The organism is Brevibacillus sp. 1238 (assembly GCF_029892995.1).
GTDB classification, from domain to species: Bacteria; Bacillota; Bacilli; order Brevibacillales; family Brevibacillaceae; genus Brevibacillus; species Brevibacillus parabrevis.
Window position 1 is genome coordinate 117,638 of sequence record NZ_JARXWC010000009.1, and the last position, 23,606, is coordinate 141,243.

A 23,606-nucleotide genomic window follows, 5' to 3' on the forward strand; every position below is an offset into this window, starting at 1 on the left:
TATGCGAGTAGCCGTTATCGTTTTTCCAGGCTCGAATGCTGATGTAGATTTGTACAACGCAGTTGAAGATGTCATGGGAGTGCCTGTTGACTACGTATGGCATTCTGAAACAGATTTGTCCGGTTATGACGCAATCCTTTTGCCGGGCGGATTCTCTTATGGAGACTATTTGCGCTGTGGCGCGGTCGCTCGCTTTTCGCCCGTGATGGAGCAAGTGGTGAAGGCAGCAGAAGCAGGCAAGCTGGTAATGGGAATCTGTAACGGCTTCCAAATCCTCACAGAGGTAGGGCTGTTGCCAGGCGCTCTCTTGCGCAACCGTTCCCTCAAATTCGCCTGCAAGCTGTCCGGGCTTCGCGTCGACAACAACGAAACACCATTTACCCTCGACTATGCGGCTGGGGAAGAAATCCAAATCCCGATCGCGCATGGCGAAGGAAACTACTACTGTGATGAAGAAACGCTCGCGAAGCTTAAAGCGAACAAACAGATCGTTTTCCGCTACAATGGCGAGAACCCGAATGGTTCTCTTGATGATATCGCAGGCATTTGCAACGAGCGCGGCAACGTACTCGGCATGATGCCTCACCCGGAGCGCGCTGTCCACAAGTGGATGACATCCGATGACGGCCGCCGCATGTTTACCTCGATCCTGAAGACGTGGAGGGAACAAAACAGTGTCACAACTCACGCATAAAGAACCGACCGCCCAGCAAATTGCCGATCAGAAGCTCTACCGTGAGATCGGGCTGACTGACGAAGAATACCAACGTGTAGTAACGATTATGGGACGCCAGCCAAACTGGACAGAAACCGGATTGTACAGCGTTATGTGGTCTGAGCACTGCTCCTACAAAAACTCCAAGCCTGTCCTGCGCAAGTTCCCGACAAAAGGCCCTCGCGTTCTGCAAGGACCAGGTGAAGGTGCCGGGATCGTGGACATCGGCGACAACCAGGCTGTTGTATTCAAAATCGAGAGCCACAACCACCCTTCTGCTATCGAGCCGTATCAGGGAGCAGCTACAGGCGTGGGCGGGATCATCCGCGATGTATTCTCCATGGGTGCACGCCCGATCGCATTGCTCAACTCGCTGCGCTTTGGCGAGCTGACCACGCCACGCGTCAAATATTTGTTTGAACATGTGGTTGCGGGAATTGCCGGCTACGGTAACTGCATCGGGATTCCTACCGTTGGCGGAGAAGTGAACTTCGATCCTACGTATGAAGGCAATCCGCTCGTCAACGCTATGTGCGTGGGTCTGATCGACCACGAGAAAATTCAAAAAGGCGTAGCCTCCGGTATCGGCAACCCGGTCATTTACGTCGGGGCGAGCACAGGACGCGACGGTATTCACGGCGCGACTTTTGCCTCCGAAGAGCTGACCGAGGAATCGGAGAAAAAGCGACCGGCTGTACAAGTGGGCGACCCGTTCATGGAAAAATTGCTGCTGGAAGCGTGCCTGGAGCTGATCGACACAGGAATCGTCGTAGGGATTCAGGACATGGGCGCGGCTGGTTTGACCAGCTCCAGCTCGGAGATGGCATCCAAAGCGGGCAACGGAATCGAGATGAACCTGGATCTCGTGCCGCAGCGCGAAGCAGGCATGTCTGCTTACGAAATGATGCTGTCCGAATCGCAAGAGCGCATGCTTGTCGTTGTGGAAAAAGGCAAGGAAGCGGAAGCGATCGCGATTTTTGACAAATGGGGCTTGGCCTCCGCTGTCGTGGGCAAAGTAACGGATGACAGCAAGCTGCGCCTGTTGCACAAAGGCGAGGTCGTAGCAGAAGTGCCAGCAAACAGCCTGGCAGATGACGCTCCGGTTTACCACCGTCCTTCCGCAGTGCCTGCTTACTATGAAGCAAACGGAAAAGTAGATGTGCTGGCTGCCATCGAGGAGCCAAAAGATCTGAACGAGACGCTGAAAAGTCTCTTGGCGCAGCCGACTGTTGCCAACAAGGCATGGGTGTACGAGCAATACGACCATATCGTACGCGCGAATACAGCAGTGAAGCCTGGTTCTGACGCAGCAGTCGTCATGGTGCGCGGCACGCGCAAGGCTCTTGCCATGACAACCGATTGCAACGGACGCTATGTGTATCTCGATCCAAAAGTGGGCGGAGCCATCGCGGTAGCGGAATCCGCGCGCAACGTCGTGTGCTCCGGTGCCGAGCCGCTTGCGATCACCGACTGCCTCAACTTCGGCAGCCCGGAAAAGCCGGAAGTATTCTGGCAGTTCGAGAAAGCGTGCGAAGGCATGAGTGAAGCGTGCGTGGCCCTCGACTCGCCTGTTATCGGCGGTAACGTATCTTTTTACAATGAACGCAGCGGCGATGCGATCTACCCGACTCCAACTGTCGGCATGGTCGGTCTGATCACCGATGTTGACCATATTACGACGCAAGACTTTAAAAACGAGGGCGACGTCATCATCCTGCTCGGCGACACGTTCGCGGAGCTGGGCGGCAGCGAGTATCAAAAGCTCGTGACAGGCGCAATCTCCGGTCGTCCGCCGCAACTGGACCTGACCAAGGAAGCCGCTGTGCAAAAGCTCGTGCTCACAGCGATTCGCCAAGGCTTGGTCAATTCCGCGCACGACTTGTCCGAAGGCGGTCTAGGTGTAGCGCTGGCAGAATCTTGCTTCGGCAAAAACATCGGCGCACAAGTCGAGCTTACATCCGACTTGCGCACAGACGTGCTGCTGTTCAGCGAATCCCAATCCCGCATCTTGCTCAGCGCAAGCAAAGAGCAGGCGGAAGCGATTGTGGCATTGGCAGGTGAGCATGGCGTACCAGCTGCAAAAATCGGTACGATTGGCGGCGAGCGTCTGGTAGTAACAGTGAACGGTACGGAAGCAATCAACGCTTCCACTCAAGAGGTGAAAGCAGCCTGGAAGGATGCGATTCCATGTTTGATCGGGTAATCTGGGACAAACTGAATGAAGAATGCGGCGTCTTTGGCATTTACAACCACAAGGAAGCATCCCAATTGACCTATCTGGGTCTGCATGCCCTTCAGCATCGCGGTCAGGAGAGCGCAGGTATCTGCGCCTCCGACGGCGAGAAGTGGTATAAGCACCGGGGAATGGGACTCGTCTCCGAAGCATTCGGCAAAGGCGACCTGGAAAAATTCCGCGGCCATATCGCCATCGGTCATACCCGTTATACGACCGCTGGCTCCAGCAAAATCGAAAATGCCCAGCCGCTGTTTTTCCGCTACGCGCAAGGCAGCATGGCTGTTGCTCATAACGGCAACCTCGTCAATGCCGCTGTCCTGAGAAAAGAGCTGGAAGCGAAAGGCTCCATTTTTCAAACGACAAGCGACACCGAGGTTATTGCCCACCTGATCGCACGCTCCGAGAGCCGCGATTTGCCAGGAGCAGTAAAAGATGCTCTCCAGCACATCAAGGGCGCGTATGCGCTGTTGGTCATGAACGAGAAGCAGTTGGTCATCGCTCTTGATCCGAATGGACTCCGTCCGCTGTCTCTCGGCCGACTGGGGGATGCGATCACTGTGGCTTCCGAGACCTGTGCGTTCGATATTATCGGGGCGCAGTACTGGCGCGATGTTCAGCCGGGAGAAATGATCGTGGTCGATCAGGATGGCATCATCGAAACCAAGCATACCGAGACAACGCAGCGCTCGATTTGCACGTTTGAATACATTTATTTCGCCCGTCCTGACAGCGACATCGACGGGATCAACGTCCACATGGCGAGAAAGCGCCTCGGCAAGCAGCTTGCCCTGGAATCGGCTATCGACGCTGATGTGGTTACAGGGGTGCCGGATTCGAGTATTTCGGCGGCGATCGGTTTTGCGGAAGCGACAGGTATTCCGTACGAGATCGGTCTGATCAAAAACCGCTACGTCGGCCGTACCTTTATCCAGCCGAGCCAGGAGCTGCGCGAGCGGGCTGTTTATCTCAAGCTGTCTGCCGTTCGCAAAGTCGTGGAAGGCAAACGGGTCGTCATGATCGACGATTCGATCGTGCGCGGTACGACAAGCAACCGGATTGTCCGCATGCTGCGCGAAGCTGGCGCCAAGGAAGTTCATGTCCGCATCAGCTCTCCGCCTGTCATGAACTCTTGTTTCTACGGAATCGATACCTCTACGCGCGACGAGCTGATTGCGTCGACCAAGTCGGTAGAGGAAATTCGTCAAATCATTGAAGCCGATTCCTTGTCCTTCTTGTCCGTCGAGGGTATGATCAATGCCATCGGCCGCCAGGATTCGGCTCCAAACAAAGGACACTGCCTCGCCTGCTTTACAGGGGAGTATCCGACCGAGATTGAATTTGAAGAGGCGCTACCAGCGACCAAGTGCTAATACAAGCAACCTCTTGCAAGGGGGAGAAACGATGAGTGAAGCATACAAACAAGCGGGCGTAGACATCGATGCGGGTAACGAAGCAGTCGAACGCATGAAAAAACACGTGAAGCGGACATTCCGTCCCGAAGTGCTGACCGATTTGGGCGGCTTCGGAGCACTGTTCCGTCTGGACACGAAAAAATACGAAAAGCCGATTCTCGTCTCTGGTACCGACGGGGTGGGCACGAAGCTGAAGCTGGCTTTTGCCATGGACAAACACGATACGATCGGGATCGACGCCGTTGCCATGTGCGTCAATGACGTCGTGGTGCAAGGCGCGGAGCCGCTCTTTTTCCTCGACTATTTGGCGGTAGACAAAGTCGTTCCGGAAAAAATCGAGGCGATTGTCAGCGGGATCGCCGAGGGCTGCTCCCAGTCCGGCTGCTCGCTCATTGGCGGCGAGACGGCAGAAATGCCAGGCATGTACGCAGAGGGTGAATACGACATCGCCGGATTTACCGTAGGGGTTGTCGACGAAAGCAAAATGATCACGGGTGCGAATGTGGCAGCAGGTGACGTTTTGATCGGGCTTGCCTCCAGCGGCGTGCACAGCAACGGCTTCTCGCTCGTGCGCAAAGTGCTCTTGGCAGATAAAGGCATGTCCTTGCACGACCATGTAGACGCATTGGGCAAAAAGCTCGGCGAAGAGCTACTGACCCCGACTCGCATTTACGTGAAGCAAGTGCTGGCTGTGCTCGAATCGTTTGAAGTAAAAGCTTTGGCCCACATCACAGGCGGCGGCTTCACGGAAAATATCCCGCGCGTGTTGCCGGAAAACACGCAAGCGGTCATTAACGTAGGCTCCTGGCCTGTTCTGCCGATTTTCACACTTGTACAGGAAGCGGGAAACATTTCGTATCCCGACATGTACAAAACGTTCAACATGGGCATCGGCATGATGCTGGTCGTGAAAGAAGCAGACGCAGCGAGCGTCATGGAAAAACTGCAAGAGCTTGGCGAGCAGCCGTACCTGATTGGCAACATTCAGGAGGGTGAGCGCAAAGTCGTATACAACGGGGTGGAATGGTGAGAAAGCTGGCCATTTTCGCCTCAGGAAGCGGCTCCAACTTCGAAGCGATCGTGCAGGCTGTCCAGGCAGGCCGACTTCCCGGTGTGGAAGTCGCTTTGCTCGTATGCGACAAGCCGCAGGCGAAGGTGCTGGAACGCGCGGAACGTCTGGGCATTGAAGCATTCGTGTTTCAGCCAAAAGATTACGCCAACAAGGCAGCTTTTGAAGCAGAAGTCGTGCAAGAGCTGCAAAAGCGGGAGATTTCGCTGGTCGTGCTGGCAGGCTATATGCGGCTGGTGGGCGAAACGCTTTTGGCTGCCTACGAAGGAAGCATCATCAATCTGCATCCGTCGCTGTTGCCAGCTTTCCCAGGCAAAGACGCGATCGGTCAGGCACTTGCTTACGGGGTAAAGATAACGGGGGTAACGGTACATCTGGTAGATGCCGGTCTCGATACGGGGCCGATCATCGCTCAGGTCCCGGTAGCAGTGCAGGAGCAAGATACGGCGGAAACGCTGGCAGCGCGCATCCACGCTGTGGAGCACGGACTGCTGGTGGAAGTCATCGGCATGCTGGCGGAAGGCCGGGTGCAGGTTGCAGGACGGCAAGTTCAGGTGAGATCATAACAGGCAACAAAAGACCGACACAGCTCAATCGTGTCGGTCTTTTTCGTGCTGGCAGCGTGAGGGTCAAAATCTTTCTCTCGCGCACGGTCCGAGATACGGTTTATTCAGCTGAGCTTGTGCAACCAGTCCCGGGAAAAATCCGCTTATCCGAACGGGCAGCGCTTTTGGCCAGCAGCTTTTCGCATTCATCCGCCGGAACGGGCTTGCTGAAAAAATAGCCCTGCACCGTCAGGCAGCCAAGCGATCGCAAAAACGATAGCTGTTCCTTCGTTTCGACGCCTTCTGCTACGAGAGACAGCTTCAGGCTGTGAGCCATGGCTGCGATTGCGGTGACGATCGGCAAGTGAGAAGAAGAGTCCGACATGTTGCGCATAAACGACTGATCGATTTTCAACGAATTGATCGGCAAAAGCTGCAAGCAGCTAAGCGAGCTGTACCCGGTGCCGAAGTCATCAATCGATATCTGGATGCCCATGGCTTGCAGCTTTTGCAGGCGGGGAATGACAGCGTCAAGCCTGTGCATGGCGATGCTTTCGGTTATTTCCAGCTCCAGGTAGCTTGGGTGTAGCCCCGTTTGTTGCAAAATGTCTTGGACCATCGTCACCAGATGCTTGTCCTGCAACTGGCGCATCGACAAATTGACGGCAAGCCGCACAGGAGGCAAAGCTTGCTGCTGCCACCTGACGAACTGCTGGCAAGCTGTCTGCAACACCCAGCGACCGATGGGAATGATCAGTCCCGTCTCTTCGGCGAGCGGAATGAAATCAAGCGGAGAGACGATGCCATACACCGGATGCTGCCAGCGGATCAACGCCTCCAGGCCGACAATATGCTCGTGCTTGCTGTCGTACTGGGGCTGATAGTACAACTGAAATTCCTCGTTCTCCAGCGCAGTGCGCAGTCCGGCTTCCAACGTCATTTTTTTGACGAAGGCGTCGTTCATCTCCGGTTGGAAAAACTGGATGTTGTTGCGGCCGTGTTCTTTCGCCTGATACATGGCTGCGTCCGCATTTTTGACCAAAGCTTCCGCGTCCGTGCCGTCCTGTGGAAAAAGGCTGATTCCGATGCTGATTGTGACCACAAAGCTTTGGTCACCAACCGTGATCGGCATGCTCAGCCTTTGCAAAACGGCTTCTGCGAACCTTTTTGCTTCCGTATGGGACATCCGGGGCAGGATGATCGTAAATTCGTCGCCGCCCAAGCGGCAGACCGTATCGTTAGGACGTGCAGTCTCTTGCAGTCGCCGGGCGATTTGCGCAAGCAGGCCGTCTCCCGTGGAATGTCCGAGTGTGTCATTGATGTATTTGAACCGATCCAGGTCGAGAAACAGGACAGCGAGCTGGCTTTGCTCGCAGGCGGCCTGTTCGAGAGCGGCATCGAGCCTGCTTTGGAAAAGGGAGCGGTTCGGCAAGCCCGTCAACGTGTCGTGATAGGCGAGATAGTGAATCATGGCTTCGGTTTGCTTTCGTTTCGTAATATCGGTGGCGATGGCGAAATAGCCTACGACCGTATTCGTCACCACGATCGGGACGACGGTGACATTCAGTTCGATTTGCGTCCCGTCTTTATGAAAAGTGGAAATATCGTAGTTGTCCGAGCTTCCTTGCTGGGCGTTCCGGGACATCAAAAGCACGCGGCGAATCCCTTCCTGATTCAGCAGCGCCCGGTAAGACTGATTGCGCACATCGTCCAGGGTGTATCCGGTCACGCACTCAAAAGCGGGATTGACGTTCAGGAATCTTCCGGACAAGTCGAGCCAGCAGACGATATTCGGATTATGCTCAAACAAAGATTTGTAGCGCTGCTCGCTCACTTCCAGACGCTGCTGCGCCCATTTTCGCTCCGTAATATCGTGAGTGACGATCAAGGCGCCGACAGGTTCTCCGGTGGGCGAGGACAGCAGCTTGCCGTTGGCGACCAGGATGGAAACAGCTTTTCCGAGAGGCTGTACCCAGATCTCCTGGTTGTAGACTTGTTCGTTGCGCAACACGCGGACAGAAGGCAACTCCGCAAAAGCTACAGGAGTGCTGCCGTCAGGATGGTAAAAGGAATAAGAGCCGTACGTATGTTCATGCAAGTCTATAGGCTCGGACATGCCGAAGCGCTTGGCCGCTTCATTGAAAAAAAGGATGCGCCCATCCAGCCCGTACACAGTCACTCCGGCCTCCATGTGCTCCAGAATGGGCTGTAGCAAAGTTTCATGCAAGGCTGAGGAAGGCATGGCACCCAAAGAATCGTCAACTGGTGGAAAAAGCAGCTGATGGCGAGTTGACTTCATGTAAGCCTCCGGGCTGATGCATGTAATAGTACCATTTATGTTAATGAAACTGAGAATCATTGTCAACAAACGATTCGTACGTCTGAAAGCAAACCAAATCCGCCCTGCCGACATATTGTAAAAAGAAGCAGCTGAAGAGGAGGAGCCGATTTGAGCGGAGATTTTGTTGCCGATTTGCTGGGCAAGCTAAGCAAGCGAACAGGGCGGGAATGGACGCTGAACGATATTATGAAGCTCGCACAAAAATTTCCCAAAGGCGGGGGCAATATCGACGAGCTGATGGAAGAACTGTCCGACATGGGACTTGACGTTCCCGAGGAGACGAAGGAACGCGTCAAGGACAGGATGAAAAACGGCAAGTCCATTTCCATGGAAGAACTGGGCAGCATGGTCCCGAAAGCGAAAGAGGTCAAGGCCAAAAGCAGCAAGCCCAAAAAGCCGTCGAGAGCGGCTGGGAAGAGCAAGCATCTGTCCCTTGCCGAGCGGGTGAAAAAGCTGTCCGGTGGAAACAAAAAGAAGCGGTAAGCCTGCTGCCGGAAAAAAGCGGGAATGTGCAGTCGCGAGTGCCGAACAGGCATGGGCGGCTGCGTTTGTTTTCGCTGAGGAAACTCTTGATAAAAACGTACAATTATGTTTTAATATGAAAGGAATGTTCGTGTTTTAGTATTGCAAAAAAGCTTTTAGCCATGTTTTCTTACTAATAGTCAGGAGGTTCTATCCGTGAGTGTGAAAAAAGCGTTGATCAGCGTTTCTGACAAGACAGGATTGATTCCGTTTGCCCGTCGTTTGGCAGCTGCCGGAGTAGAGATCATTTCCACCGGAGGTACGGCTTCTCTCTTGAAAGCAGAGGGTGTTCCCGTCATTGGCATTTCCGAAGTAACCGGATTTCCCGAGATTTTGGACGGACGCGTCAAAACGCTGCATCCGAATATCCACAGCGGCCTCTTGGCTGTGCGTGACAACGAGGCACATCAAAAGCAACTGAAAGACCTGAACATCGAAACGATCGATCTGGTTGTGGTAAACTTGTATCCATTCAAGGAAACGATTGCCAAACCGGACGTGACATACGAAGATGCGATTGAGAATATTGATATTGGTGGGCCGACGATGCTGCGTTCTGCGGCGAAAAACCATGCGTTCGTGAGCGTCGTGGTCGATTCCGCCGATTATGAAAAGGTAGCCGAGGAAATCGAGGCAAACGGCGATACTACGCTGGAAACGCGCCGTCGTCTGGCTGCGAAAGTATTCCGTCACACAGCTGCCTACGATGCCCTGATCTCCCGCTATTTGAGCGAGCAAGTAGGCGAGCTGCTGCCGGAGAGCTACACGGTGACGTACGAAAAAGCGCAAGACTTGCGCTACGGCGAAAATCCGCACCAGCGCGCTGCTTTTTACCGCGAACCGCTGTCCAGCCAGCTGAGCATCGGCTACGCAGAGCAACTGCAAGGCAAAGAGCTTTCCTACAACAACATCAACGATGCGGACGCGGCGCTGGCGATTGTGCGTGAATTTACCCAGCCGGCAGTTGTGGCGATCAAGCATTCCAACCCTTGTGGCGTGGGCATCGGCGCAGATATTCGCCAAGCGTACCAAAAGGCGTACGAGGCTGATCCTGTCTCCATTTTCGGCGGTATCGTAGCGGCGAACCAGGCGATTGACAAAGATACGGCCTTGGCGATGAAAGAAATTTTCCTGGAGATTATCATTGCTCCTGATTTTACGGAAGAAGCGAAAGCGGTTCTCGCCGAGAAAAAGAACTTGCGTCTCTTGCGCATCCCGGCATTGAATGAGTCTGCGAAAAAAGCGGACAATCTGTTCCGCGTGGCTCCGGTAGCGGGCGGCGCATTGATTCAGGACTTCGATTACAAACAGCTGGAAGAAAGTGAAATCCAGGTTGTAACCGACCGTCAACCGACAGCGGAAGAAATGGCCCAGCTGCAATTCGCCTGGAAGGTTGTCAAGCACGTGAAGTCCAACGCTATTTTGCTGGCAAAAGACAACATGACGATCGGCGTCGGCGCAGGTCAAATGAACCGTGTCGGCGCTGCGAAAATCGCCATCGAGCAAGCGGGCGAGCTGGCAAAAGGCTCCGTTTTGGCTTCCGATGCGTTTTTCCCGATGGGAGACACTGTAGAAGCAGCTGCTGCCGCAGGCATTACGGCGATCATTCAGCCAGGCGGCTCGATTCGCGATCAGGAGTCCATCGACGCTTGCAACCGCGCAGGAATCGCCATGGTGTTCACTGGCACGCGCCACTTCAAGCACTAATCTGTACAGATCCCTTCAGTAACAGGAGGATATCCATATGAAAGTATTGGTAGTAGGCGGCGGCGGCCGCGAGCACGCCATTATCTGGAAGCTTTTGCAAAGCTCCAAAGTACAGAAAGTATACTGCGCTCCCGGCAACGGAGGAACGGCTGAGATTGCGCAAAACGTCCCGATTGGCGTCAACGATTTTGCCGCTCTGGCCCAGTTTGCCAAAGACGAGGGAATCGATCTGACTGTGGTAGGCCCGGAAGATCCGCTTTTGGGCGGGATCGTCGATTTCTTCGAGGAACGCAACCTGCCTATTTTCGGGCCGAACAGTAAGGCGGCGATGATCGAAGGCAGCAAATCGTTTGCCAAAAGCTTGATGAAGCGCTATAACATCCCGACTTCTGCTTACGAGTCGTTCCTCGATTACGAGTCAGCGAGCGCCTACGTGCGTCAGCAAGGCGCGCCAATCGTGGTAAAAGCAGACGGTCTGGCCGCAGGCAAAGGCGTCGTAGTGGCCGAGACTATCGAGGAAGCGGAAGAAGCGCTGCGGCAAATCATGCAGGAAAGCGTCTTTGGAGAAGCGGGAGCGCGTGTCGTCATCGAGGAGTGCATGTTCGGGGAAGAGCTGTCTCTGCTCTCTTTTGTCGACGGCGAAACCGTGAAGCCAATGATCACCTCGCAGGACCACAAACGCATTTTCAACGACGATCGCGGCCCGAATACAGGCGGCATGGGCACTTACGCTCCTGTGCCGCAAATGTCGCCAGAGCTGGTCGAGACGATTGTGAAGACTATCGTCGAGCCGATGGCAGCAGGCATGGCCAAAGACGGAATCCCGTTCAAAGGCATCCTCTACACCGGACTGATGATTACCGAGCAAGGACCAAAAGTGGTTGAGTTCAACGCCCGTTTTGGCGATCCCGAGACGCAAGTGATCTTGCCGCTCTTGGAAACGGATTTGCTCGATATTTTTGTGGCGACCGTGAACGGAGAGCTGGATGCGGTGGATGTCACCTGGAAAGAGGGCAGCGCCGTATGCGTGGTGATGGCGGCTCCTGGCTATCCTGGGGAATACCCGAAAGGAAAGCGGATCGACGGACTTGCGCAAACGAAAGAGGCAGTAACCGTTTTTCATGCCGGAACGAAGCAAACCGAGGAAGGCATCGTGACAAGCGGCGGCCGTGTGCTTGGCGTAGTAGGCACCGGAGCCAACCTTGAAAAAGCGCGTGAGGCAGCTTATGCAGCCGTGCAGTCGATTTCGTTTGAAGGGGCACAGTATCGCACCGACATTGCAGCGAAAGCGATGAAATATCAACAGAAGAACTAACAGGGAAAAGAAAAAGGCAGTCTCGTTCGTCGCTGAGGTACGAACGAAGGCTGCCTTTTTGTTGTAAAAAATGCCGCGACATTTTTTTAAAAGAGTTGCACGACTGCTCTCATCACCGCTTGGTTACAGCCCGATCTGCTCCCCAGCCAGAGGTGCATTCTTCGCTTTTGCTTTGGCTGCCATAACTTGCGACACGACATAGACGAAGAGGAACAACAGCATGCAGACGGCAGACCAGCGGTACATGACGGAGTAGCTGGAATGGGTAGCGAGCACGCCGAGCAGCATGGAGCCTGCCGCGATGCCGAGGTCGATCGAGTTGAAAAACAGTCCGTTTGCCATGCCGCGCTGTTCTGGCGTGACGACTCTGACCATCCACGCTTGAATAGACGGTTGAATCATGCCGTACCCCAAGCCGTAGAAAAAGGCCGAAGTCAAAAGCAGCGCTTCGCTCGTCGTGACGGACAAGATCAGCAGGCTGATGCCTACAAAAATCGCGCCAGGCGGCAGAACGGCGACGTGACCTTTGCGATCGTACAGCTTGCCGGAAAAAGGACGAATGAGTACCATGGCGAATGCGTTGGCGAGGAAAAACCAGCCGACGTTTGCGATGTGGGTTTCTTTTCCGTACAGCGCCAAAAAGCTCAAGATGCCTCCGTACGTAATCGACAAACAAAAATTCAGACTCACAGGCAAGAGCAGCTTTTTGTCGAAAAAGCGGCCAACCCCTTTGATCGGGGCACTGTTAACGGCTGATGCTGATGGAGATGTGGTTGTTGCAGCCGGGCGAAGGTTGTACGCGCGAATCATGTGCATTAAAGGGAAGATGGCAGCCACCAGCACGACAAGGGCGAAAAGCATATAGCCGAATCCGAATGATTGGAGAATGCCAAGCCCGATCACTGGACCGAGCGCCATTGCCAGGCTCGTGGACAGGCCGAAATAGCCCATTCCTTCCCCGAGCTTGCGGATGGGAATGACATTGGTCACGATGGTTGGAAACGTCGTGCTGCCCATGCCGAAGCCGATCCCGACGAAAACGCGCAACAGCAAAAACAGGGCGATGTTCCCAGCCCAGAAGTATCCCGCACTGAAGATGCCGACAGTGCACAGGGCCATAACGGCAATCACTTTGCTGTTTTTCGTTCGGAGCGCTTCGCCTGTGAACACGCGCGCGACGACGGCGGCCAAAGAAAACAGGCTGATGACGAGACTGACGACAAAATCGTTTGCCTGATACGTCTGTTTGACGTACGCAGGGAACGTAGGCGTCTGCATTTGGATCGTAAGAAATAACAACAAGTTGCACACAGTTAAAAGGACGAAATCCTTCGTCCACAGTTTCTCTCTACTCTCTCCCAACGGTTTCACTCCTATTCGGTTGTATGGCGGTCTATGTTCTCGTTGATTTCAAGCAGAATTTCCCGCAAAAAAGCCAGTTTCTCCGGTGGCAAGCCCGCAAAAATGTCCGCGACGGCTTTGGCCTCTGTCGGAATCGCCTTTTCAATCCACTCCCGGCCGTTTGCGGTGAGCGTTACGATATAGGCACGGCGATCCTGGTCGCTCAGCTTTTTTTCAATCCAGCCTTTTTTCACCAGGTTGTCGAGAATCCGCGTCATCGTGGGCTGGTCTTTTGCCGAGCGCAGGGCAAGCTCTTTCTGGTTGATCCCGTCCTCTTCCCGCAGGCGGTACAAGACGGCAAATTGCTCCGTCGTCAAATCAAATTCGCGCAAGAACAGCGAGACGTAGTGAATCATGCGGCGGTACGTGTTGCCGATCAAAAATCCAAGCGGTTCATTTTGCCAATGATCGATCATGACAAGGTCATTCCTTTGCACCAAAATGCTTGCTTTGACAATTATATGCCTAGCAACTAATTTTGTAAATGGAAAAACCGCCTTTCCCTCAAGGCGGTCGCATCTGTGGAAAATCACTTTTGATTATTGGCGGTAGCGCCCTTTTCTTCGGGAGCTGTAAAAGGCGTAATAGCCGACAACGCCGATGACACCAAGAATCATGGCCATGACAAAGAAATTGTGTGACATCCATTCATAGAGTGGCGTTCCGACGATCATGGACAGCGTCTCCTCTTTTCTACGAGTAAGTAGGGTAACGTGTGCTGCTGTCGTCCTTTTCCTGGGAACGGTACGAGATGAACTCGCGGGCTGCTTGTTCCATCAATTGGTCTTCGGGAGTCAGCTCGCCTTTTGGCGCGTCGTCTTGTGCTTTGTTCTCCGCTTTTGCCGATTGCGTGCTGGCAGCTTGCGGCTTGTCCGTATGCGTCTGCGAGTTTGCCGAAGCGGACGCCTTTTCATGCTTCTGCTCTTGGGAAGAGTGGGAGGAAGCACCGCTGATTGCGCCTGTGACTTGATTCATGACGGTTTGTATCCCTTTTTGCTTCATTTGATCCATCATCCCGGACATGCCGTTCGCTTTGATCGTATTGATGCCAAGCGCTTTGTACATCGGGCAGAAACGGGTCGCGCCTTCCGCTACCTTCATCGCAGAAAAGGCCATCAGCAGCCAGGGGGCATTGTGCGGACGACGACTCATTTTTCCAATGCCATAGGCCAAGCCCAACAGACCGCCTGTCATGCGAATGATCGCATCTGTAGTACCAACGTTCTTTTGCATTTGCTTTCGCCTCCTGTTGCATCTTCTACGAGGTAGTCTGTGATAAATCCGTTCAGGCAACCCGTGGAAATTGTTAGGACGATGTGCTGGGCGAAGCAGGGGAAGCATTCGCAAGTGGCGAAGCAGTAAAGAATGAAGTGAACGACTATTCAGTCTATTTTCATGATTGGACACCGAGAGGAGAGAAGTGGCATGCGAGTTCGCGCTTTATCGGAAGAAGCGTACCTGAATCTGATTCGTGTAAGCAAAAGGCAGGCTCCGGCAAGCTTGTGGATCAAGGGAGCCAGCGTACTGAACGTGTATACAAAGGAATGGCACGAGCATCACGTCGTTGTGGCGGGAGAGCGAATCGCTTATGTAGGAGAAAAGGAGCCGTTCGTTGATGAACATACCGAGATCATCGACGCGAGCGGAAAGTATTTGGTTCCCGGCTATATCGAGCCGCACGCGCATCCTTTTCAATGGTACAACCCGTTTACGCTGGCAGACTTCGCCCTGGATCGGGGCACGACGACACTTGTGTCCGATACGCTGATGCTGATGAATTTGCCGTCGGAGCAAATTTCTGCGCTGATGGAATCGCTCGCCGCGCATCCGGTGAAGCAATATTTCTGGGGCAGACTCGATCCGCAAACGGGCAAAGAACATCCGCAATTCACAAAAGACGGCCTGCGGCGCATGCTGGAGCATCCGCTGGTCGTGCAAGGGGGAGAACTGACGAACTGGGGCGGCGTGCTCCAAGAGGACGACACCTTGCTGTTTGGCTTGAAGCATACGCGCGATTTGGGCAAAAGAATGGAGGGGCATCATCCGGGAGCATCCTGGGAAACGCTGAACATCGCCAGCGCAGCAGGCATCACCGCTTGCCACGAAGGGATTACCGCCGAAGATTTGCTCGCGCGGCTGCGTTTAGGGATGTACGCGACACTCCGCCACTCCTCGATTCGGCCTGACTTGCCAGAGCTGGTAAAAGGCTGGCTTGCGCTCGGTCTGCCGTGGTCTTCGCGAATGATGCTTACATCAGATGGCTGTACGCCTCCGATGCATCGAAACGGCTTCATGGACTACACGCTTCGCGTAGCGATAGAAGCTGGCATGCCGCCCGAGGAGGCATATGTCATGGCGACGTTGAATCCGGCTGTCTACTACGGTCTGGACGCTGAACTGGGCGGAATTGCGCCTGGACGGATCGCGGACATGGTCCTTCTCGCCGCCAAAGACGATCCTGCGCCGCTCGCTGTCTTTTGCAACGGCGAACAGGCGGCAGAGAGCGGCAGGCTGCTTGTCCCGACAGTCGAGCCACGCTGGGCCGACTACTCGTTTGAAGCAGCCGATCCGTTGGCAGAACGAGCACGAGCGGACTGGTTTTGCCTGCGGCCTGACGCGGAAGGAAAAGCTCCGGTGCTGAACATGGTCAACGCAGTCATTACGCGGATGACGCTGGAAGCTTTGCCCGCAGACGAGCAAGGTTGCATTTCACTGGCGCATGACCCGCAGCTCGCTGTGATCGTCAGCATCGATCCGGCAGGCAAAAAGCGCACGGCTGCCGTGCTGCGCGGTTACGGTGAGCATTTGCACGGGCTGGCAAGCTCGTATACGGCTTCTGGCGACTGGCTTGTCATTGGCCGCGATCCGCAGGCGATGGCGGCTGCGCTTGAACGAGTCAGAGAGATCGGCGGGGGAGTCGTTTTGATCGAGGATGGGCAGATTGCCTGCGAATGCCCGCTGCCGCTTGGCGGGAAATTTTCCCCGGCCCCGATGAGCGAAGTGATTTCCATGGCCGAGAATTTGACGGCCAGACTGCGCGCCAAAGGGCATGTTCATCTTGATCCGATCTACTCGCTGCTGTTTTTTACGGCCACGCACCTGCCCTACGCAAGGCTCACCGCGGAAGGGATCGCAGATGTAAAAACAGGACAAATCGTCGTTCCGGCACTCCCTCTCTAAAGAGGGAGTTTTGTTTTCCTTTCATCCGCAAATGTAATGGATAACATTAAAGCTTTATTGTGCGAAAGTAAAGATATAACTGTTTGATTTCAATTGATCGCAATGAAATGCTGAGTATGTAAGCATCTGGTATATGCTTGGAAAATATATTTTTCCTCTTGTAAATTTTCAGATTTATTTTACAATAAATAATAGCCAAGCCACATCTATCTTCTGTTCCATCAGAAAACAAGCTTACATAGTCGCAACCTGGTAGCTGGGGTAGATCGACTGGCGAGGACAAAAATAAAGAATAATTAAAGGGGGATTCAATTCCGCATGAAAAAACTCTCTCACATCAGTATTTTATCTGCGGTATTGGCGACGAGTGTGGCACTCACAGGTTGCGCAGGAACCAGCAACTCATCAGGGGGAAGCAACACGGGCGGAGGTGGTCAGCCAGCGCAAAATCAGCCAAGCACGTCTGGCAGCGGCGGTGGCGCAGCAACAGACGGTGGTGTCATCAAGATCGCAACACAAACCCCCCTCTCCGGGAACCAGTCCTCTCTCGGAGACGCGATCAAGACAGGTGCGGAATACGCACTGAATCAACGCAAGGAAGAATTTAAAAAGCTCGGCTTCGACATCCAGCTCTTCCCGCAGGATGACCAGGCGGACCCGAAAATCGGGGTATCCAATGCGGAAATGCTCATCTCCAATCCTGATGTGTACGGGGTAGTCGGACACCTGAACTCCGGTGTGGCGATTCCTTCATCCGTGAAGTACGAGGAAGGCAAACTGGTCATGGTCTCCCCTGCCAACACAGCCGTGAAGCTGACCGAGGAAGGGAAGAAAACCGTACACCGGATTTGTGCTCGCGATGACGCCCAGGGACCGAAAGCGGCCATGTATGCGAAAAATACGCTCGGCGTGAAAACAGCTTTTATTATTCATGATAAGACCGCATACGGCCAAGGCTTGAGCGACCAGGTGAAGTTGCAGTTCGAAAAGGACGGCGTGCAGCTTCTCGGGTATGAAGGCATCACGCAAGGCGAAAAAGATTACAGCGCCGTACTGAATCAGGTATCGGCAAAGAACCCTGACATCATCTTTTTCGGCGGGCTTTATCCGGAAGGCGGAATCCTGGTCAAACAAGCCCGGGAAAAAGGATACAAGGGATATTTTATGGGTGGCGACGGCTTGGACTCTTCTGATATGATTAAAATAGCCGGCGATGCTGTCGAAGGCGTTGTGTTCACGTCAGTAGCAGGTGACGTGACGCAAACCGAAGAGGGCAAGAAGTGGGCTGAAGAGTACAAGAAAACCACGAACAAACCTCTAGAAACCTACTCCGTCTACGGTTTCGATTCCATGAACGTCATCCTTAACGGCGTCATGGAAGCAATCAAAGCGAACGGTGGCAAAAAACCAACACGCGAGCAAGTCCTCGAAGCAGTTCACAAAACAAAAGATTTTCAGGGGCAATTCACAAAAGTTACCTTTGATGAAAAAGGTGACAACACAAACGCAGATGTATTCATTTACAAGTATGACAAGGACAAGTCAACTTTTGTAGGCAAGGCCGAGTAATCGCAGCCAACATCACCGTACACTCTTTCATGCCTCATACCGGTAAAGGGGCGGCACGTTGGTGTTCGCCCTTTTCTACGGAAACTCACGTCCAGCCATGTGAATGAATGCAGAAAATTTCTACAAGTTTATTGAGAAGTGAGGGATGGGAAGCATGATGCTCAACATTTTGCCTCAGGTGTTGGTTGACGGATTAACACTTGGATTCATGTATGCAGTCGTAGCCTTGGGCTACACAATGGTTTACGGGATTTTGGAATTTATCAACTTTGCTCATGGAGAAATCTTTATGGTGGGGGCGTTTGTCGGGACAGAGGTATTGCTGATCTCTGATTCCTTGGGGGCGCTGGAAGGCATGAATCCTTTTGTCGCACTATTCTTGACACTGATCATCGCCATGGTGTTAACGGGGGCGCTTGGAGTGGGGATCGAGAGAGTGGCTTATCGGCCGCTGCGTGGGGCACCGCGTCTCGTACCGCTGATTTCTGCTATCGGCGTATCGTTTTTGCTGCAAGACCTTGTTCGTTTTACCGAAGCGCTGGCTCGCAATGAATTTTATCTGAACAGTCCAACTCTTTTTACTGGTTCGATTTCTTTAGGCAGCATTGCCACGATTCCTACCAAAGGCTTGATTGTAATTGTGCTCGCGATCGTAATGATGATAAGTCTGACGCTGTTCATTAACAAGACAAAGTGGGGAATCGCCATGCGTGCCGTAGCGCAGGATCAGAGTACGGCTTCGCTGATGACCATAAATGTAGACAAAGTAATCATGCTGACGTTTTTGATCGGTTCCAGTCTCGGTGGAGCGACAGGCGTGCTGTTCGCCCAAAACTACGGGACGATCGACCCTTATATCGGATTCATTCTCGGATTGAAAGCATTTACGGCAGCCGTTCTCGGCGGAATCGGCAATTTGCGCGGCGCGATGGTTGGCGGAGTGCTGCTCGGACTGCTGGAGTCGCTGTCGGGAGCGTTCATGGGACCGTTGACCAACGGCGCATTCGGTGCCGAGTACAAAGACGTGTTTGCATTCAGTATTCTAATCCTCGTGCTTCTCTTCAAGCCTGAAGGGCTGTTTGGCGAAGCTGTGAAAGAGAAAGTGTAGGTGAAACCAATGGCAAATCTGACATGGAAAACGTTCAAAGGAATACCGCTCGCGCTCACGTTGGTTTGGATCGCAGGCTTCGCGGCTGCTTTGCATTTCATGGACAAATCAGTCATCGCGTTTCTCGGCATTCTCTCTTCGATTGTGCTCATCTATTACACGAACACGTCGAAAGCGATCAAAATGGTCATCGGGGCAGCTGTGCTGTTGATTGTCATTCCGCTGGTCGCAGGGGAAAACCGCTACTACATGGAAGTGGCCTCGCAGGTGGGCATTTACGTGGCGATGGCGCTCGGCTTGAACATCGTAGTAGGCTTCGCAGGATTGCTCGACTTGGGATACGTCGCCTTCTTTGCTGCCGGTGCGTACGCATACGCGATCTTCTCGACCTCGCAGGCAAACGAATTTATCGCAGGCAACCTGTTTCCGCTGTCGGGTGAATGGTTCTGGCCGTTCCTCATCGTCGGATTGATCGTCGCCGCCGTCTTCGGGGTATTGCTCGGGCTACCCGTACTCCGTGTAAAAGGCGACTATTTGGCCATCGTTACGCTCGGGTTTGGCGAGATTATTCGGATTATTTTTAATAACCTGGACAAACCGATCAACATTACGAACGGACCACAAGGGATTACCCCGATTCCGTCGCCGGAGCTGTTCGGCATCAAGATGGGGACACCGTTTTTCTTTTACTTTATCGTGTTGTTCGTGATCGCTTTCATCGTCCTGGCGAATATTCGTTTCGAGCATTCCCGTCTGGGCCGCGCCTGGATCGCTGTTCGCGAGGATGAACTGGCTGCGCAGTCCATGGGGATCTCGCTGTTGAATACGAAGCTGGCGGCTTTTGCGACAGGGGCTTCCTTCGCAGGGGTGGTAGGCGTCATTTTTGCAGCCAAGCAGACGTTTATCGATCCGACTTCGTTTACGCTGATGGAATCAATCGGGATTTTGGTGATGGTCATTCTCGGCGGCAGCGGAAGCATCCCTGGCGTCGTGCTCGGAGCTGCTTTCGTCACCATTTTGCAAGTGCAGCTCCTGAAAGAGTTCTCCAACTTCTTGCACAGCTTGCAGCAGTCGGGAATCATCAACCTGCCGAACCAGCTCGACCCGTCCAAGTTCCAACGCCTTATTTTCGGGATCATGCTGATTCTCGCAGCCTTGTATCGTCCGAATGGACTGATTCCGGCCAAGCGGAAAAAGAACGATCTCGATGCGATCAAAGCGAGCGATTACGGCAAAGAAAAGCTGGGGATTCTCGGCAAGCTGTCCCAATTGGCTTCTGGCAAGCAGTCATAGCGGACGAGGAGGGAAAAGGGCATGGCATTGTTGGAAGCGAAAAATTTGACCAAACGTTTTGGCGGACTGGTGGCGAACCAGGACGTCTCGATTTCCATAGAAAAAGGCAGCATTACAGCAGTAATCGGGCCGAATGGGGCCGGAAAGACGACTTTCTTCAACATGATCACCGGATTTTACGAGCCGGATGAAGGCGAAATCCTGTTGAACGGCAAAAGCATCAAAGGGTTGCGTCCCGACCAGATTGCGAGCCGCGGCATCACAAGGACTTTTCAAAACATCCGTCTGTTCAAGGAAATGACGGCGCTGGAAAACGTGATGGTAGGCGTTCACAGCCGCTTGTCTGCCGGATTGCTCGGCATTTTGTTCAACACAAAGCGCGTGCGCGTCGAAGAGGAAAAGGCGCGTGTGGAAGCGTACCAGCTCCTGGAATATGTCGGGATCGCGCATATCGCCAACGAAGCGGCGGGCAGCTTGCCGTACGGTTTGCAACGGCGCCTGGAAATTGCCAGAGCGATGGCGACCAATCCGGAAATCATTTTGCTCGATGAGCCTGCTGCGGGCATGAACCCGCGCGAGACGGTGGAAATGACCGACTTTATTCGCAAGCTGAAACGGGAGCTTGACCTGACGATTATCCTGATCGAGCACGACATGAAGCTGGTCATGGGACTGAGCGAGTACATTCACGTGCTGGACTACGGCCGCAAAATCGCCGAAGGAACGCCGGAACAAATCCGCAACAACCCGAATGTAATTGAAGCCTATCTCGGAAAAAGCGCGTCGGAAGTGTCGTAGAAGGAGGAAACACAATGGCATTGTTAGAGCTGAATAACGTTCATACCTATTACGGCGGTATCCACGCATTGAAGGGATTGAGCATTACCGTCAACGAGGGCGAGGTAGTCACTTTGATCGGCTCCAACGGGGCGGGAAAATCAACTACCTTGAAGACGATCTGCGGACAGACCCGCGCCAAGGAAGGCAAAGTGATTTTCAATGGCAAAGATATCACCCAGATGCGCACTCACGATATCGCCAGTGCGGGCATCGCTCACGTACCGGAAGGACGCCGTATTTTTCCCAAGCTGACAGTCCGCGAAAATTTGGAGATGGGCGCCTTCGGAGTAGCGGACAAAAGCGTGATTGAGGAAGGCATCGAGCGAGCTTTCGCCTATTTTCCCCGCCTGAAAGAGCGGATTGATCAAAAAGGCGGCACGATGTCCGGCGGCGAGCAGCAAATGCTGGCGATTGCACGCGGCTTGATGATGAAGCCGAAGATTTTGATGCTCGATGAGCCGTCAATGGGACTGGCGCCGATTCTCGTGGAGCAGATTTTTGACATCGTCACTGAGCTGAACAAAGAAGGCATGACGATTTTGTTGGTGGAGCAAAACGCGAACCAGGCCCTTTCGGTGGCACATCGCGGCTATGTGATTCAGACCGGAGAAATCATTTTGAAGGACGATGCGCAGACCTTGCTGGCAAATCCGCAGGTCAGGGAAGCTTATCTCGCATAGCCTCGCGTAGCAAGGAGCCGATGGAGAGACATCTCCGTCGGTTTTTCTTTTTCTTTGCGAACAAAAAGTAATTTTGCAAAATTTCGTATATGATTAGCATAGACCGATTGAACCCGTCTGAACATGTACAGATAGAAAAAAGCGGAACGGGTCAGTTGGCGGGAGAGGAGAAAGAGGAACATGCTGGATATCAGTCCCCATTTGGTTGAGGACGGAGAAGCTTTGTACTTGCAGCTTTATCGATATTTTCGCGAAGAAATTCAAAGAGGCGGACTGCCGTCCGGGACGAAGCTGCCGTCTGTACGCGCTTTGAGCGGATTTTTGCACGTCAGCAAAACGACGGTGGAAAGCGCGTACCATCAGCTTTTGGCAGAAGGATATATCGAGAGTCGGGAGCGCAGCGGGTTTTTTGTCGTGGATGTGGACTGGGATGGACCGATCTTGAAGATGCCCGGCAAGAAGCAATATCCAGATGTTGACGCCGTTCGCAAAGAAAAGGAGCGCGTACAAGGGATAACCGAGGTGCTTCCCGCTCCCGTCCGCTATGATTTCCACCAGGCAAAAGTAGACGCCGAGCATTTTCCGTATGAACGCTGGCGCAAATACACGAATCAGTGCATGCAAAAAGAGAACAAGAGCGTGCTCTACTACGGCGACAGGCAAGGAGAGCCGCTTTTGCGGGAAGAGTTGGCCCGCTATCTGGGGCGAGCGCGCGGCGTGCAGGCTACGCCTGAGCAAATCGTAATCGGTGCGGGAACGCAGATTATGATCAGTTTGCTCGGCTTCATGTTCGGTGCGCAGGGACAGGCTGTCGCTATGGAGGAGCCGGGCTATAACGGCGTTCGATCCGTTTTTTCCCATCTCGGCTTTGAGGTTCGGCCGATTCGGCTGGAGGACGACGGGATCGATGTGGAGGCGCTCAGCAAAAGCGGGGCCAGGTACGTCTATATTACCCCGTCTCACCAGGACCCGTCCGGAATCGTCATGCCGTACGCCAAGCGCTTGAAGCTGCTGCACTGGGCCAATCAGGCAAACGGGTACATCATCGAGGATGACTACGACGGAGAGTTTCGTTATCACGGCCGACCGATTCCTTCCCTCCAGGGGCTGGATACCAACGGGCGGGTGATCTATGTCGGGACTTTTTCCAAGGCGCTTTTGCCATCGATTCGGATTAGCTACATGGTGCTGCCTCACGAGCTGCTCAAGATTTATCACAAGGAGTTGATTGATTTTGACCAGTCTGCTTCGCGCATCCATCAGGAGACGCTGGCCTTGTTCATGAAGCATGGCGACTGGGAGCGGCACATTCGCAAAATGCGGACGATTTATCGCAAAAAGCACGATGCGATGCTTCAACTTTTGCAGGAGCAGCTTGGGGCGCACATTTTGCTCAAAGGCCAGGACGCCGGGCTGTCCGTGACGATTGAGGTAGCGAGTGAACGTACAGCCATAGAGCTTGCGCAAATCGCGGCTGCGGAAGGGATTCGCGTCTACCCGACTTCTCACAAGTGGATGGAGCCAGCGCAAAAAGGACTGCCTGCTTTCCAGTTCGGCTTCGGCGGTTTGAGCCTGGAAGAGATGGGCGAGGGCATTCGCCTGTTGAAAAAGGCGTGGGAGCCGTATTTGCAGAGACATTGAAGCAACAGTTGCATCAGACAGAGGGGAAGCGC

Annotated in this window: 20 protein-coding genes; 15 read left to right on the forward strand and 5 right to left on the reverse strand. The window is 53.7% G+C overall.

Going from position 1 to position 23,606, the window contains the following annotated elements; genetic code table 11:
* The first annotated feature begins 1 nt into the window (after position 1).
* The 5 genes from purQ to purN are packed head-to-tail and all read left to right on the forward strand — an operon-like array spanning position 2 to position 5,998.
* A complete protein-coding gene (gene purQ, locus M2298_RS19760; protein WP_122965569.1) occupies positions 2 to 694 on the forward strand; it encodes a phosphoribosylformylglycinamidine synthase subunit PurQ in 693 nt (230 codons plus the stop codon).
* Positions 675 to 2,918, forward strand: coding sequence for a phosphoribosylformylglycinamidine synthase subunit PurL (gene purL / locus M2298_RS19765; RefSeq protein WP_122965568.1), 2,244 nt, complete (start codon positions 675 to 677; stop codon positions 2,916 to 2,918). Before purQ ends, purL begins: the two co-directional genes overlap by 20 nt.
* Complete coding sequence (purF, locus tag M2298_RS19770; protein ID WP_122965567.1) at positions 2,903 to 4,321, forward strand: amidophosphoribosyltransferase; 1,419 nt, start codon at positions 2,903 to 2,905, stop codon at positions 4,319 to 4,321. Before purL ends, purF begins: the two co-directional genes overlap by 16 nt.
* Positions 4,322 to 4,352: 31 nt before the next feature.
* Positions 4,353 to 5,393 (forward strand): phosphoribosylformylglycinamidine cyclo-ligase, encoded by a 1,041-nt coding sequence (purM, locus tag M2298_RS19775; RefSeq protein WP_173597836.1) that lies wholly within the window; start codon positions 4,353 to 4,355, stop codon positions 5,391 to 5,393.
* A complete protein-coding gene (gene purN, locus M2298_RS19780) occupies positions 5,387 to 5,998 on the forward strand; it encodes a phosphoribosylglycinamide formyltransferase (RefSeq protein WP_122965565.1) in 612 nt (203 codons plus the stop codon). Before purM ends, purN begins: the two co-directional genes overlap by 7 nt.
* Positions 5,999 to 6,098: 100 nt before the next feature.
* Here purN and M2298_RS19785 read toward each other — a convergent pair whose 3' ends face one another.
* Positions 6,099 to 8,276, reverse strand: a complete 2,178-nt coding sequence (locus tag M2298_RS19785) for an EAL domain-containing protein (RefSeq protein WP_173599453.1) — start codon at positions 8,274 to 8,276, stop codon at positions 6,099 to 6,101.
* 150 nt (positions 8,277 to 8,426) lie between these two features.
* On the opposite strand from M2298_RS19785, the gene M2298_RS19790 reads away from it, so the two are divergent.
* The 3 genes from M2298_RS19790 (at position 8,427) to purD (ending at position 11,862) form a co-directional block, all read left to right on the forward strand.
* Positions 8,427 to 8,801: a hypothetical protein gene (locus tag M2298_RS19790; RefSeq protein WP_063229564.1), complete on the forward strand. Its 375-nt coding sequence runs from the start codon at positions 8,427 to 8,429 to the stop codon at positions 8,799 to 8,801.
* Positions 8,802 to 8,996: 195 nt separating this feature from the next.
* Positions 8,997 to 10,547: a bifunctional phosphoribosylaminoimidazolecarboxamide formyltransferase/IMP cyclohydrolase gene (gene purH, locus M2298_RS19795; protein WP_122965563.1), complete on the forward strand. Its 1,551-nt coding sequence runs from the start codon at positions 8,997 to 8,999 to the stop codon at positions 10,545 to 10,547.
* Between the two features lie 37 nt (positions 10,548 to 10,584).
* Complete coding sequence (gene purD, locus M2298_RS19800; protein WP_173599454.1) at positions 10,585 to 11,862, forward strand: phosphoribosylamine--glycine ligase; 1,278 nt, start codon at positions 10,585 to 10,587, stop codon at positions 11,860 to 11,862.
* A 123-nt stretch (positions 11,863 to 11,985) separates the two neighbouring features.
* On the opposite strand, the gene M2298_RS19805 is transcribed toward purD, so the two are convergent.
* The 4 genes from M2298_RS19805 to M2298_RS19820 form a co-directional block, all read right to left on the reverse strand.
* Complete coding sequence (locus M2298_RS19805; RefSeq protein WP_173599455.1) at positions 11,986 to 13,224, reverse strand: MFS transporter; 1,239 nt, start codon at positions 13,222 to 13,224, stop codon at positions 11,986 to 11,988.
* Positions 13,225 to 13,235: 11 nt separating this feature from the next.
* Positions 13,236 to 13,679 (reverse strand): MarR family winged helix-turn-helix transcriptional regulator, encoded by a 444-nt coding sequence (locus M2298_RS19810; protein WP_122965560.1) that lies wholly within the window; start codon positions 13,677 to 13,679, stop codon positions 13,236 to 13,238.
* A 123-nt stretch (positions 13,680 to 13,802) separates the two neighbouring features.
* Positions 13,803 to 13,937 carry an EYxxD motif small membrane protein gene (locus M2298_RS19815; RefSeq protein WP_255679199.1) on the reverse strand — a complete coding sequence of 45 codons (135 nt, stop codon included), beginning with the start codon at positions 13,935 to 13,937 and terminating at the stop codon, positions 13,803 to 13,805.
* 19 nt (positions 13,938 to 13,956) lie between these two features.
* Positions 13,957 to 14,496, reverse strand: coding sequence for a YgaP family membrane protein (locus M2298_RS19820; protein WP_122965559.1), 540 nt, complete (start codon positions 14,494 to 14,496; stop codon positions 13,957 to 13,959).
* A gap of 192 nt (positions 14,497 to 14,688) precedes the next feature.
* Here M2298_RS19820 and M2298_RS19825 point away from each other — a divergent pair, with 192 nt between their 5' ends.
* From M2298_RS19825 to pdxR, 7 genes are all read left to right on the forward strand, one after another.
* Positions 14,689 to 16,443, forward strand: a complete 1,755-nt coding sequence (locus tag M2298_RS19825) for an adenine deaminase C-terminal domain-containing protein (protein WP_280648991.1) — start codon at positions 14,689 to 14,691, stop codon at positions 16,441 to 16,443.
* Between the two features lie 318 nt (positions 16,444 to 16,761).
* Complete coding sequence (locus tag M2298_RS19830; protein ID WP_122965557.1) at positions 16,762 to 18,012, forward strand: branched-chain amino acid ABC transporter substrate-binding protein; 1,251 nt, start codon at positions 16,762 to 16,764, stop codon at positions 18,010 to 18,012.
* 145 nt (positions 18,013 to 18,157) lie between these two features.
* Entirely contained in the window at positions 18,158 to 19,120 is a 963-nt protein-coding gene (locus M2298_RS19835; RefSeq protein ID WP_167470349.1) for a branched-chain amino acid ABC transporter permease, read from the forward strand.
* A gap of 9 nt (positions 19,121 to 19,129) precedes the next feature.
* Complete coding sequence (locus tag M2298_RS19840) at positions 19,130 to 20,413, forward strand: branched-chain amino acid ABC transporter permease (protein ID WP_063229622.1); 1,284 nt, start codon at positions 19,130 to 19,132, stop codon at positions 20,411 to 20,413.
* Positions 20,414 to 20,434: 21 nt separating this feature from the next.
* The gene (locus M2298_RS19845) at positions 20,435 to 21,211 is read left to right on the forward strand and encodes an ABC transporter ATP-binding protein (RefSeq protein WP_122965555.1); all 777 of its coding nucleotides are present in this window, start codon (positions 20,435 to 20,437) and stop codon (positions 21,209 to 21,211) included.
* A 14-nt stretch (positions 21,212 to 21,225) separates the two neighbouring features.
* Entirely contained in the window at positions 21,226 to 21,933 is a 708-nt protein-coding gene (locus M2298_RS19850; RefSeq protein WP_063229556.1) for an ABC transporter ATP-binding protein, read from the forward strand.
* Positions 21,934 to 22,113: 180 nt separating this feature from the next.
* Positions 22,114 to 23,574: a MocR-like pyridoxine biosynthesis transcription factor PdxR gene (pdxR, locus tag M2298_RS19855; protein ID WP_217022594.1), complete on the forward strand. Its 1,461-nt coding sequence runs from the start codon at positions 22,114 to 22,116 to the stop codon at positions 23,572 to 23,574.
* Positions 23,575 to 23,606: the final 32 nt, after the last annotated feature.

Excerpts from the sequence above, each read along its gene's own strand:
- purQ (WP_122965569.1), top strand. The coding sequence starts at position 2 with ATGCGAGTAGCCGTTATCGTTTTTCCAGGCTCGAATGCTGATGTAGAT.
- purF (WP_122965567.1), top strand. The coding sequence starts at position 2,903 with ATGTTTGATCGGGTAATCTGGGACAAACTGAATGAAGAATGCGGCGTC.
- purM (WP_173597836.1), top strand. The coding sequence starts at position 4,353 with ATGAGTGAAGCATACAAACAAGCGGGCGTAGACATCGATGCGGGTAAC.
- purN (WP_122965565.1), top strand. The coding sequence starts at position 5,387 with ATGGTGAGAAAGCTGGCCATTTTCGCCTCAGGAAGCGGCTCCAACTTC.
- M2298_RS19785 (WP_173599453.1), bottom strand. The coding sequence starts at position 8,276 with ATGAAGTCAACTCGCCATCAGCTGCTTTTTCCACCAGTTGACGATTCT.
- purD (WP_173599454.1), top strand. The coding sequence starts at position 10,585 with ATGAAAGTATTGGTAGTAGGCGGCGGCGGCCGCGAGCACGCCATTATC.
- M2298_RS19810 (WP_122965560.1), bottom strand. The coding sequence starts at position 13,679 with ATGATCGATCATTGGCAAAATGAACCGCTTGGATTTTTGATCGGCAAC.
- M2298_RS19815 (WP_255679199.1), bottom strand. The coding sequence starts at position 13,937 with ATGATCGTCGGAACGCCACTCTATGAATGGATGTCACACAATTTCTTT.
- M2298_RS19820 (WP_122965559.1), bottom strand. The coding sequence starts at position 14,496 with ATGCAAAAGAACGTTGGTACTACAGATGCGATCATTCGCATGACAGGC.
- M2298_RS19825 (WP_280648991.1), top strand. The coding sequence starts at position 14,689 with ATGCGAGTTCGCGCTTTATCGGAAGAAGCGTACCTGAATCTGATTCGT.
- M2298_RS19830 (WP_122965557.1), top strand. The coding sequence starts at position 16,762 with ATGAAAAAACTCTCTCACATCAGTATTTTATCTGCGGTATTGGCGACG.
- M2298_RS19835 (WP_167470349.1), top strand. The coding sequence starts at position 18,158 with ATGGGAAGCATGATGCTCAACATTTTGCCTCAGGTGTTGGTTGACGGA.
- M2298_RS19840 (WP_063229622.1), top strand. The coding sequence starts at position 19,130 with ATGGCAAATCTGACATGGAAAACGTTCAAAGGAATACCGCTCGCGCTC.
- M2298_RS19845 (WP_122965555.1), top strand. The coding sequence starts at position 20,435 with ATGGCATTGTTGGAAGCGAAAAATTTGACCAAACGTTTTGGCGGACTG.
- M2298_RS19850 (WP_063229556.1), top strand. The coding sequence starts at position 21,226 with ATGGCATTGTTAGAGCTGAATAACGTTCATACCTATTACGGCGGTATC.
- pdxR (WP_217022594.1), top strand. The coding sequence starts at position 22,114 with ATGCTGGATATCAGTCCCCATTTGGTTGAGGACGGAGAAGCTTTGTAC.